Raw genomic sequence first — 11,537 nt, 5'->3', positions numbered from 1 at the left:
CCCACAGGGTGTGTTGTACCTCAAGCTTTCGGCCCATGGCACGGCCTTGTCCCAACTGATAGTCAGCGGTTTTGGCCACACCCGACGCCTGCTGGAACATTTGCACCGAGGTGTCGATTGGGACGGCTGTGGCGTGTTGCAACTGGCGTTTGACGCCAAAGAGATCCAGCGTCAGGCTCAATTGGCCAAGGCCTTTGCTCCGGACCTGCTGCAGTTGCTGGACCGCGAGCAGGCGCAGCAAAAGGCGGGAATCGAACTGGCCCACGGCGGGTTGTTTTTTCCACAGGGCGGTTGGGTGCATCCACCCGCGCTGTGCCAGTGGCAGGCGAAACATCCACTGATTGAAGTGCTCACCCACCACGAGGCACTGGAACTGCACCGGCTCGACGACCAATGGCAAGCCCACGCCGATGACCGCGTACTGGCCAGCGCCGGTGTCGTGGTGCTCGCCGGGGCTGCGGAGATCAAGCGTTTCCCCTTCAGTGCAGACATACCGCTCAAGCGCATCCGTGGGCAGATCACTCGGCTGGCGCAAACCTGCGCAAGTAAAGCTCTCGCCACGGTGGTCTGCGCCGAAGGCTACGTCGCGCCGGCCCGGCTTGGCGAACACACCCTGGGCGCCAGTTTTGACTTCAACAATCAAGACCTCACGCCCACGCCCGCCGAACACAGCGGCAACCTGCAGATGCTGCGCGAGATGTCTACCGACCTGCTGCAGCGCTTGGGTGCCGATCGCCTTGCGGCCGAACAACTGGAAGGCCGTGCCGCGTTTCGTTGTACCAGCCCCGACTACCTGCCCATCGTCGGGCCACTGGCCGACCATGCGGCGTTTCAGCAGGCTTATGCGGTACTGGGCAAAGACGCCCGGCAAGTGCCGCAAACGCCCTGCCCGTGGCTGCCGGGTCTGTTTCTCAATAGCGGCCATGGCTCGCGTGGCCTGATCACTGCGCCGTTGTGCGGCGAACTTTTGGCTGCGTGGCTGAGTGATGAGCCCCTGCCCGTGCCAACCAGCGTGGCCGAGGCTTGCCACCCCAATCGATTTGCCCTGCGCGCGCTGGTGCGAGGCCAGGGCGCTGCACAAAAAAAGCCGGATTAAAGGCAAGGCGGCTATCTGCCTTATAACTTATCGGTCTAAAACTCCACGCATAGCACTGGGTCAGTTTCTGGGTACGCGCCCTTTTGGGCGTATTGAGTGTTGACCCCTCCCCAACGGAAAAACCGGTAAGGAACTTATGTGTGGATTAGCTGGCGAGTTACGCTTTGATCATCAACCTGCCGACCTGGCAGCCGTAGAACGCATCACCCATCACCTCGCCCCCCGAGGCCCCGACGCCTGGGGCTTTCATGCCCAAGGGCCGATTGCCCTGGGCCACCGCCGCCTGAAGATCATGGACCTGTCGGACGGCTCTGCCCAACCGATGGTCGACGCCCATCTGGGGCTGTCCCTGGCGTTCAATGGCGCTATCTATAATTTCCCGGAGCTGCGCCAAGAGCTGGAAGCCCTGGGTTACGCCTTCTATTCCGGTGGCGACACCGAAGTGTTGCTCAAGGGTTATCACGCCTGGGGCGAAGCGCTGCTGCCCAAGCTCAACGGCATGTTCGCTTTCGCCATCTGGGAGCGTGATGCCCAGCGTCTGTTCATCGCTCGTGACCGTCTCGGTGTGAAGCCCTTGTACCTGTCGCGCACCGGCCAGCGCCTGCGTTTCGCCTCGGCGTTGCCAGCGTTGCTCAAGGGTGGGGATATCAACCCGATCCTCGATCCGGTCGCCCTCAACCACTACCTGAATTTCCACGCCGTGGTCCCCGCGCCGCGCACGCTGTTGGCCGGCATCGAAAAGCTGCCGCCCGCCAGTTGGATGCGCATCGACGCCAGCGGCAAGACTGAACAGAAAACCTGGTGGACCCTGCCCTACGGCCCCCATGAGGACGAAAAACACCTGACCCTGGAAGACTGGACCGACCGCGTGCTCGACAGCACCCGCGAAGCCGTGGCCATCCGCCAACGTGCGGCGGTGGATGTGGGTGTGCTGCTGTCAGGCGGCGTCGATTCGAGCATGCTCGTCGGCCTGCTGCGTGAAGTGGGCGTGGAGGATCTGTCGACCTTCTCCATCGGCTTTGAAGACGCCGGCGGCGAACGTGGCGATGAGTTCCAGTACTCAGACCTGATCGCCAAACACTACGGCACCCATCACCACCAACTGCGCATCGCCGAAAGCGAGATCATCGAGCAGCTGCCGGCAGCCTTCCGCGCCATGAGCGAGCCGATGGTCAGCCATGACTGCATCGCCTTCTACCTGCTGTCGCGGGAAGTGGCCAAGCATTGCAAAGTGGTGCAGAGCGGCCAGGGCGCCGATGAGTTGTTCGCCGGTTACCACTGGTACCCGCAAGTGGACGGCGCCCGCGACCCTTATGCGGCCTATCGCGAGGCGTTTTTCGACCGCAGCTACGACGACTACGCGGCCACCGTCGCGCCCAAATGGCTGACCGCCAACGACGCTGCCGGCGACTTCGTGCGCGAGCATTTCGCAATGCCCGGCGCCGACGCGGCCGTGGACAAGGCCCTACGCCTGGACAGCACGGTGATGCTGGTGGACGACCCGGTCAAACGCGTCGACAACATGACCATGGCCTGGGGCCTGGAAGCGCGCACGCCGTTTCTCGACTACCGCCTGGTAGAACTGTCGGCCCGTGTGCCGGCCCAGTTCAAGCTGCCCGACGGCGGCAAACAGGTGCTCAAGGAAGCGGCGCGTCGGGTGATCCCCAGCGAAGTCATCGACCGCAAGAAAGGCTACTTCCCCGTACCCGGCCTCAAGCACCTGCAGGGCGATACCTTGAACTGGGTGCGCGAGTTGCTGCTGGACCCGAGCCAGGACCGCGGGCTGTTCAACCCGGCCATGCTCGACCGCTTGCTCACCGACCCGCAAGGCCAACTGACCCCACTGCGCGGCTCCAAATTGTGGCAGTTGGCGGCGCTGAACCTGTGGCTGAGCGAACAAGGAATCTGATCGATGAAACCGAATGCCGCGGCTTACAGCCAACGCTTACTCAAAGGCCAGGCGCCGACCTACGAGCGCCTGCAAGCGCGCCTGGCCGAAGATGGCAGCGCGCTGGCCGCCGACCCGATTGCCGTGCATTGCGGCTGGGGCCGGTTGTTGATCGGCCACACCTTTCCCGACCCGGCAAGCCTGGCCCAGGAACTGCTCAACGAGCAGCCCGGCGAGCGCGATATCGCGCTGTACGTGGCCGCACCCCAGCAGATCCTGGGCATTGACCCGCAGCAACTGTTCCTCGACCCGTCCGACACCCTGCGCCTGTGGTTCACCGACTACCGCCCGGCCACCCGGGTGTTTCGCGGCTTCCGCATTCGCCGGGTGCAGAGCGAGGCCGACTGGCAAGCGGTCAACCACTTGTACCAGGGGCGCGGGATGCTACCCGTCGACCCGGAGCGCCTTACCCCACGCCATCAAGGCGGCCCGGCGTACTGGCTGGCCGAAGATGAAGACAGCGGCGCGGTGATTGGCAGCGTGATGGGCCTCAACCATCACAAGGCCTTCCACGACCCAGAGAATGGTTGCAGCCTCTGGTGCCTGGCCGTCGACCCTCAATGCACGCGCCCTGGCGTCGGTGAAGTGTTGGTGCGCCACTTGGTGGAGCACTTCATGAGCCGAGGCTTGAGCTATTTGGACTTGTCGGTGCTGCATGATAATCGCCAGGCCAAGAGCCTTTACGCCAAGCTGGGCTTCCGGGCGTTGACCACCTTTGCGATCAAGCGCAAGAACGGCATCAATCAACCGCTATTCCTGGGCCCGGGGCCGCAGGCGGAGTTCAACCCTTACGCGCGCATCATCGTCGAGGAAGCCCACCGGCGCGGCATTGATGTGCAGGTCGACGATGCCGATGCGGGCCTGTTCACCCTCAGCCACGGCGGGCGTCGGGTGCGTTGCCGTGAATCCCTGAGCGACCTGACCAGCGCCATCAGCATGACCCTGTGCCAGGACAAGAGCCTGACCCACAAGGTGCTCAAGGCCGCAGGCCTGCAGGTGCCGGTGCAACAGTTGGCCGGCAGTGCCGACGACAACCTGGAGTTTCTCGACGAACACCAGCGCATCGTGGTCAAGCCGCTGGACGGCGAGCAAGGCCATGGCGTCGCCGTGGATTTGCAGAGCATCGAGGAGGTGCAGCAGGCGGTTGAAGCGGCGCGCCAGTTCGACAGCCGCGTGTTGCTGGAAAGCTTCCACGAAGGCCTGGACCTGCGCATCCTGGTGATCGGTTTTGAAGTGGTCGCGGCTGCGATTCGCCGCCCTGCCGAAGTGATCGGCGACGGTCAACATTCGATTCGCGCGTTGATCCAGGCACAAAGCCGTCGTCGCCAGGCGGCCACCGATGGCGAGAGCAAAATCCCGCTGGATGCAGAAACCGAGCGCACCCTCAAAGCCGCAGGTTACGACTACAACAGCATCCTGCCCCGTGGCGTGCAACTGGCCGTGCGACGCACCGCCAACCTGCACACCGGGGGTTGCCTGGAAGATGTCACGGCGATCTTGCATCCGACGCTGGTGGACGCGGCTGTCCGCGCGGCCCGTGCCCTGGATATTCCCATGGTCGGCCTGGACCTGATGGTGCCTGCGGCCGACCAGCCAGAGTATGTCTTTATCGAAGCCAACGAACGGGCCGGCTTGGCCAACCATGAACCGCAACCTACGGCTGAGAAGTTTGTGGATTTGTTGTTTCCACACAGTCAGCCAGCTACCTGACTACCGATCGTTCCCACGCTCCGCGATCGTTCCCACGCTCCGCGTGGGAATGCAGCCTGTGACGCTCTGCGTCACCACAGCGGACGCAGAGCGTCCCTGAGGCATTCCCACGCAGAGCGTGGGAACGATCGCACGATCGCAGAGCGTCGATCGCCCTCAACTCATCAGGAGTTTCCATGACCCGAACCATTCCCGAACCCGATCTCGCGTATCTGCAAAAAGTGCTGCTGGAAATGCTCGCCATTCCCAGCCCCACCGGTTTTACCGACACCATCGTGCGCTACGTCGCCGAGCGCCTGGAAGAACTCGGCATCCCGTTTGAAATGACCCGGCGCGGCACGATTCGCGCCACCCTCAAGGGCCAGAAAAACAGCCCTGACCGCGCCGTCTCCGCGCACCTGGACACCATCGGCGCCGCCGTGCGCGCGATCAAGGACAACGGCCGTCTGACCCTGGCGCCAGTGGGCTGCTGGTCGAGCCGCTTTGCCGAAGGCAGCCGTGTCAGCCTGTTCACCGATAACGGCGTGATTCGCGGCAGCGTGTTGCCGCTGATGGCTTCCGGGCACGCGTTCAACACCGCCGTGGATGAAATGCCGGTGAGCTGGGACCATGTGGAACTGCGCCTGGACGCCTACTGCGCCACGCGCGCCGACTGCGATTCCCTGGGAATCAGCGTCGGTGACTACGTGGCGTTCGACCCGCTGCCCGAGTTCACCGAAAGCGGGCATATCAGCGCCCGCCACTTGGACGACAAGGCCGGCGTCGCCGCACTGCTCGCTGCGCTCAAGGCCATCGTTGACAGTGGCGAACCCTTGCTGATCGACTGCCACCCGCTGTTCACCATCACCGAGGAAACCGGCAGTGGCGCAGCGGCCGCCCTGCCCTGGGATGTGAGTGAGTTTGTCGGCATCGATATCGCCCCGGTCGCCCCTGGCCAGCAGTCCAGCGAACATGCGGTGAGCGTGGCCATGCAGGACTCCGGCGGCCCCTATGACTATCACCTGTCCCGCCACTTGCTGCGCCTGGCGTCAGACAACGAGCTGCCGGTGCGCCGCGATCTGTTCCGCTATTACTTCAGCGATGCCCACTCGGCGGTCACCGCCGGCCATGATATTCGCACCGCGCTGCTGGCCTTCGGTTGCGATGCCACCCATGGCTATGAGCGTACCCACATCGACAGCCTCGCCGCCCTGAGCCGCTTGCTGGGCGCTTACATCCTCAGCCCGCCGGTGTTTGCCAGCGATGCGCAACCGGCCCAGGGTTCCCTGGACCGGTTCAGTCATCAGATCGAGCATGATACGCAAATGGAGAGCGACACCCGTGTGCCGTCGGTGGACAGTTTGGTCGGCCAGAAGTCCTGACGCTGTGTGAGTTGATACTGGCAACAAAGGTCCCGGCGCAGTAGCATCGCCGGGACCTGATACCTGAGGCTTGTATGCTGATTCCCTACGATGCACTTGAAGTCGACACCCTCACCCGCCTCATCGAAGACTTCGTCACCCGCGACGGTACCGACAATGGCGACGACACGCCCTTGGAAACCCGCGTGCTGCGCGTGCGCCAGGCGCTGACCAAAGGCCAGGCGCTGATCGTCTTCGACCCCGAGAGCGAGCAATGCCAGTTGATGCTCAAGCACGATGTGCCCAAGCACCTGTTCGACTGAACAGCGGCGCCTAAGGGTTGGGCGCCGGCACGGGATGGGTAGCTTGGCCCTCGCCTTTGAGTATCTTGCGGTACACCTCGGCGCGGTACACGTTGACGCCCACCGGCGCCTCGATGCCGAATTTCACATGAGTACCGTTCACTTCCAGGATATGCACGGTGATGTCATCGCCAATGGCGATGGCTTCGCCTGTGGCACGGCTTAAGACCAGCATGGCGGTTGTCCTTTTCCAGTAGCAGGACCCCGACCATGCCCCCTTGGCGCTGGGCCGGCAATGGCTTGCGGGAAAATCAGGCACTGCCTACGCAGGCAGGTAATTTGTCTGACAGACCGCAGCCGAATCAGCCCTTCACGGCCTGCGCCTTGGCGCGCATCTTGTCGGCCATCAGTGTCATTTCGTCATACAGCAGTTGCGGATTTTTCTGTTTCAACGCCCAAGCCATGCGGCCTTGCTCGTGGGGCAGGATCATGAACTCGCCTGCGGCCACGCGCTGGTAAATGTAGTCGGCGATATCCGCCGCCGAGATGGGCGAACTCTCAAGCAGTTTGCCCACCTGGGCCTTCATGGCTGGGGTTGGCCCACGGAAGGAGTCGAGCAGGTTAGTCTGGAAAAACGACGGGCACACCACATGAACGCCCACTTCCTGTTGCTTGAGCTCCACCAGCAGGCTCTCGGACAACGCCACCACGCCCGCCTTGGCCACGTTGTAGTTGCTCATGGCCGGGCCTTGCATCAGCGCGGCCATTGAGGCGATGTTGATGATGCGCCCCTTGCTCTTTTCCAGCAGCGGCAGGAACGCCTTGCAGCCTTTGACGACGCCCATCAGGTTGATTGCGATCTGCCAGTCCCAATCCTCCAGGGACAATTCAGCGAAGAACCCGCCCGAGGCCACACCGGCGTTGTTGACGATCACATCGATGCCGCCGAGCTTCACCTCACAGGCCTGGGCAAAGGCCGTTAGCTGGCTGTAGTCACGCACGTCACAACGCTGGGTAAAACCATCACCGCCCGCCTCGCGAACCTGCTTGAGGGTTTCCTGCAAACCGGGCTCGCTGACATCGGACAACCCCAACTGCCAGCCTTCACGAGCCCAGCGCAGAGCGATTTCGCGACCCAGGCCAGACCCGGCGCCAGTGATCATCATGCGGTTTTGCATAGGAGGTAGCCTTGTGGTTCACGAAGAAGTGACCGGCAGTGTAGCGAAGGTTTTTGCTCCACCCACGCACCATCAGGGTGATGAATGCCCCAGGCAAACCGCGGGCTCGGTAGCTGCTGCGCGCATAGACTAAGTTCAATTTTTTTCAACTGATTAGTTCAAGTTGCGCACGCGTTAAAAGAAATAAGCGACCCATCAAAATGTTTTATAAAAACAATGAATTTTCTGCGAAGTGGCAGAGTCGGAATGGGTAAGGCGTCCCACTGTACATGGACGAACCAACGGTTAAACAGCCGGTTTTTGCAAAGAACCTATAAGGAATAAAACCATGAGCCTCATTCTGATTATTATCCTGATCCTCCTGCTGGTCGGTGGCCTGCCGGTGTTCCCGCACTCGCGTAACTGGGGTTATGGACCGTCGGGTATCCTGGGTGTGGTACTGGTTGTTCTGCTGGTGCTGTTGTTGCTAGGCAAGATATAAACGCCGCGTTTTTGTAGGAGCGAGCTTGCTCGCGAAACACTCACAGGCGCCGCGTTTATTCAGAACGCACGCGTTTTCGTTGATGTTTTTCGCGAGCAAGCTCGCTCCTACAATTGAGAAGCAAAAAAAGAGGCCTTCTAGAAGGCCTCTTTTTTATTGCCGGTCAGTTAGTCCGGCTTACCGTCCACCACACCTGCGGTGTTATCCAGCAGGCTCTTGGTCGCGGTTTGCAGGAACGACTCGAGTTTCTGCTTGAGTGCGGCTTCGTCCGGCGACTCTGGAATCACCTTGCCATTCGGCTCGGCGCCCAGGGTGTATTCCCACAACTTGGGTGGCATTTCCTTGGGCAATACCAGTACGCGGTCGCCGGTGAGCAAGGCCACGGTCTGGTCGCTGCCCGATGGCTTGATCACGCCGAAACCTTTATCACCTTCCGGCAGGTTCAGCAGGTCACGGCCCCAGCACTGGTGCAAGGTATCGCCGCCCAGGCGGCCCATGATGGTGGGCACGATGTCGATCTGGGTGCCCACAGTGTGGTCACGCTCACCGAACTTCTCGCGCATGCCCGGTGCAATCATCAGCATCGGCACGTTGAAGCGGCCCAGGTCCATCTCGGTGATCTGCTGCTCGTTACCGAAACCGTGGTCACCGACAATCACGAACAGGGTTTCCTTGAAGTACGGCTCCTTGCGGGCCTTTTCAAAGAACTGGCCCAGGGCCCAGTCGGAGTAGCGCATGGCCGTCAAATGCTCGTTGAGGCTGCCACGGTCGGTGACTTTCTCGACCGGCAATGGGGTCGGCAACGCGTACGGCGTGTGGTTGGACAGGGTTTGCAGCAGCGCGTAGAACGGCTTGCCGCCTTCGCGTGCCTTCAGTTCTTCCAGGCCACGGTTGAACATGTCCTGGTCGGACACGCCCCAGGTCGGGTCGGAGAACACCGGGTTGACGAAGTCATTGCGGCCGATGAAGTTGGTCATGCCCTGGTTGCTGAAGAAGCCCGATTGGTTGTCCCAGGCGAAATCGCCGTTGTAGACATACACATCGTCGAAATCACGCGCACTGAGCAGCTGCGGCAGGCCCGACAGCTTGTGGCTGCCTTCCGGGGTCTGCATCAGGTATTCGAAACCCGGCAGGTTCGGGAAGCAGGCCATGGTGGCGAACATACCCTGGTGGGTGTGGGTGCCGTTGGAGAAGAAGCGGTCGAACAGCAGGCCCTCTTGGGTCAGCTTGTCGAAGTACGGGGTGATATTGCCCGGACGTCCCAATGCGCCCACCGAGTGACCGGCGAAGCTTTCCATCAGGATGACCACGACGTTCTTGATCGGCAGGGTTTTCTCGGCCGGTGGCGTGAAGTCACGGCGTACCGCAGCGGTGTCGGTGTCTACCAGCTTCTCTTGCGGCAGCACCAGCATGTCGCGCACGGTCTGGGTGGCCAGCGGTTGTTCCAGAGTGGCCTTCCAGATGTTGGCGCGGTCTTCACCGAAGCGCGCCTTGGCCGCCGCGATCAGCGACAAGGTGCCATTGAGGCCCAACTGGTTGGCGAAGTTCGAATCGGTGGTGTAGACATCACCCCAACGCAGCGGTGGCCCCTGGCGCAGGGTGCCACGGATGGCGACCACGGCAACCAGCAGGCAGACCATGAACACCGCGGTGCGGCCGTACCACGGCGCCACCTGGCGCGTGCTGATCGTGCCGCCGCTGAACGGGCCACGGGGGCGCGTTGCGCGGTCAGCGCCCTTGAAGGCCATGCTCAGGATCAGCGTGCCCACGGCCCAGGCCAGCAGATAGCGCACCACCGGGAAACCGTACCAGAGCATGCTCATCACGGTTTTCGGGTCTTCCTTCACATACTGAAAGACCAGGCCGTTGAGGCGCTGGTGGAATTCGCGGTAGAAATCCATCTCCATAAGACCGAGGAACAGCGCAATGCTGGACACAACGGTCAGCCACAAACGGAAGAAGCCTCGTGCCGCCATGGCCCGTACGCTGAACACAGCCAGCAACAGCGGGATCAGCGCGTATGTCACAAAACGAATGTCGAAGCGGGTGCCGTTGACGAACGCTTCCAGGAACGTCGAAGCCGGCGTATCCAGGATCATCTCGCGGTTGTAGACCAGCAACGCCAGGCGCAGCAGGGAGAACATCACCATCATGACCAGTGCGCAGAGCAGCGTGTACGCCAGATGGGATTTGACGGTCGGTTGCAGCAGGCGATTTGAAGCTCGCTGCTGATTCAGGGCGTCCGGGTTTGCCATGTCGTTTTAGGACCCATTGGAAGTTTAAGTTGCGAAATAATGCAGTGGCGTCCGTCCCTCGCCCAGGCTGGCTGGGGTAGGCGGTTAACGCGGTGGCACAAATGGTGCCCGATCAAGGCCGGCAAGGCTATTAATTACTGAACGTAAGGCACGGCCCTGCCTTTAAGGGCACTGGAGATAGAGCCCTGGCAGCCGGTTAAAGCCGGCGAATTGTCTTGGATGGGATGTGAAAATTTCGTGCGGCGAATAGTTTCGACACACAAATATGGTTAATACAGTGCCCCCCTGTGGGAGCTGGCTTGCCTGCGATAGCGGTGGGTCAGCTTGCATCGTTTTGATTGACACACCGCAATCGCAGGCAAGCCAGCTCCCACATTGACTGTGCCCACTCCAAATCGAGTAGGTCGTCAGATCCGCACGTTACCGCGCGGCCCGGCGATAGCCCAGATGATCAGGCCCAGCACGGGCAACAGCAGGATCAACAGGATCCACAGCACTTTGGCGCCGGTGCTGGCGCCGCTTTTGAACACGTTGATGATCGCCCAGATATCCAGCGCGAGGATAATCAGGCCAATCAGGCTATTAAACGTGGAACCCATGGTGTCGCTCCTAAGTGAGGGCATGCCCTTGTAGGATAGTCAGCCTTGGCGGGGGTTCCGTTTTATTTCAGACGTGTACGGCAATCTTCAAGGCTTCAAGCGAGGGCTCGGCCTTGATGCCGACTTCGGCACACAGTTCCAGCACGCGCGGCAGGTCGTTGCCGAACACCAGCACCGCCTGGATCTCGTCGTCCAGCAACTGGCTGAAATTCACCAGCACATAACCGCCGTCTTCCGGGCTCAGGGCGCTCATCTGGATCTGGATGCGGTTCAGCGCGGTCAGGTCTTCGGTCTTGGCCAGTTGCTTGGGCTTGAGGTTGAACGCCACACCCGGACCGAACGACGCGACGATCTGGGCAAACAGGTCGCCATAGGTATCGGCCTGGAACAACACCGTGTCCGGTAGGCTACCCACTACCACCCACTCCCCCAGCGGGATCGGGAAGCTGTCGTCGTAGTTGATATCCGGGTTGGCCGCCAGGAACGCCGCCGGGGCCGCGTAGGCCTGGGCCGCTTCGTCGGCGATACGCGCTACTTCGTCCTCACCCATGACGCCGGCGCTGATTTTACTGATGAGTTCGAAGAGGGCGGTTTTCATGGGGCGATCCTGTAACGGGCAAGTTTTGAA

Annotated in this window: 11 protein-coding genes; 6 read left to right on the top strand and 5 right to left on the bottom strand. The window is 61.5% G+C overall.

Going from position 1 to position 11,537, the window contains the following annotated elements:
- From mnmC to GIW04_RS08640, 5 genes are all read left to right on the top strand, one after another.
- A partial coding sequence (gene mnmC / locus GIW04_RS08660) for a bifunctional tRNA (5-methylaminomethyl-2-thiouridine)(34)-methyltransferase MnmD/FAD-dependent 5-carboxymethylaminomethyl-2-thiouridine(34) oxidoreductase MnmC (protein WP_236478963.1) occupies positions 1-1,096 on the top strand: 1,096 nt, incomplete at its 5' end.
- A 136-nt stretch (positions 1,097-1,232) separates the two neighbouring features.
- Complete coding sequence (locus GIW04_RS08655) at positions 1,233-3,005, top strand: N-acetylglutaminylglutamine amidotransferase (RefSeq protein WP_003192750.1); 1,773 nt, start codon at positions 1,233-1,235, stop codon at positions 3,003-3,005.
- 3 nt (positions 3,006-3,008) lie between these two features.
- Complete coding sequence (ngg, locus tag GIW04_RS08650; protein ID WP_120248391.1) at positions 3,009-4,754, top strand: N-acetylglutaminylglutamine synthetase; 1,746 nt, start codon at positions 3,009-3,011, stop codon at positions 4,752-4,754.
- A 176-nt stretch (positions 4,755-4,930) separates the two neighbouring features.
- Positions 4,931-6,115 carry an osmoprotectant NAGGN system M42 family peptidase gene (locus tag GIW04_RS08645; RefSeq protein ID WP_120248392.1) on the top strand — a complete coding sequence of 395 codons (1,185 nt, stop codon included), beginning with the start codon at positions 4,931-4,933 and terminating at the stop codon, positions 6,113-6,115.
- Positions 6,116-6,189: 74 nt separating this feature from the next.
- Positions 6,190-6,417, top strand: a complete 228-nt coding sequence (locus GIW04_RS08640; RefSeq protein ID WP_003192759.1) for a YheU family protein — start codon at positions 6,190-6,192, stop codon at positions 6,415-6,417.
- Positions 6,418-6,427: 10 nt separating this feature from the next.
- Here the strand turns inward: GIW04_RS08640 and csrA are convergent, their stop codons facing one another.
- Positions 6,428-6,631: a carbon storage regulator CsrA gene (gene csrA, locus GIW04_RS08635; protein WP_003192762.1), complete on the bottom strand. Its 204-nt coding sequence runs from the start codon at positions 6,629-6,631 to the stop codon at positions 6,428-6,430.
- Between the two features lie 127 nt (positions 6,632-6,758).
- On the bottom strand, positions 6,759-7,574 hold the full coding sequence (locus GIW04_RS08630) for an SDR family oxidoreductase (RefSeq protein ID WP_003192765.1): 816 nt from the start codon (positions 7,572-7,574) through the stop codon (positions 6,759-6,761).
- Positions 7,575-7,902: 328 nt separating this feature from the next.
- Here GIW04_RS08630 and GIW04_RS08625 point away from each other — a divergent pair, with 328 nt between their 5' ends.
- Positions 7,903-8,055, top strand: coding sequence for a DUF3309 family protein (locus GIW04_RS08625; protein WP_003192767.1), 153 nt, complete (start codon positions 7,903-7,905; stop codon positions 8,053-8,055).
- A 167-nt stretch (positions 8,056-8,222) separates the two neighbouring features.
- Here GIW04_RS08625 and GIW04_RS08620 read toward each other — a convergent pair whose 3' ends face one another.
- The 3 genes from GIW04_RS08620 to GIW04_RS08610 all read right to left on the bottom strand — a co-directional run bounded on the left by GIW04_RS08620 (position 8,223) and on the right by GIW04_RS08610 (position 11,507).
- On the bottom strand, positions 8,223-10,310 hold the full coding sequence (locus GIW04_RS08620) for an LTA synthase family protein (RefSeq protein WP_003192769.1): 2,088 nt from the start codon (positions 10,308-10,310) through the stop codon (positions 8,223-8,225).
- A 407-nt stretch (positions 10,311-10,717) separates the two neighbouring features.
- Positions 10,718-10,909, bottom strand: coding sequence for a PLDc N-terminal domain-containing protein (locus GIW04_RS08615; RefSeq protein WP_003192770.1), 192 nt, complete (start codon positions 10,907-10,909; stop codon positions 10,718-10,720).
- 67 nt (positions 10,910-10,976) lie between these two features.
- The gene (locus tag GIW04_RS08610; protein ID WP_120248393.1) at positions 10,977-11,507 is read right to left on the bottom strand and encodes a hypothetical protein; all 531 of its coding nucleotides are present in this window, start codon (positions 11,505-11,507) and stop codon (positions 10,977-10,979) included.
- Positions 11,508-11,537: the final 30 nt, after the last annotated feature.

The sequence above is a fragment of the Pseudomonas sp. PA-4-8C genome, assembly GCF_021606625.1.
GTDB classification, from domain to species: Bacteria; Pseudomonadota; Gammaproteobacteria; order Pseudomonadales; family Pseudomonadaceae; genus Aquipseudomonas; species Aquipseudomonas lactis.
The sequence above is the reverse complement of the archived record's forward strand: the minus strand, read 5'-3'. Positions and strand labels throughout refer to the sequence as shown.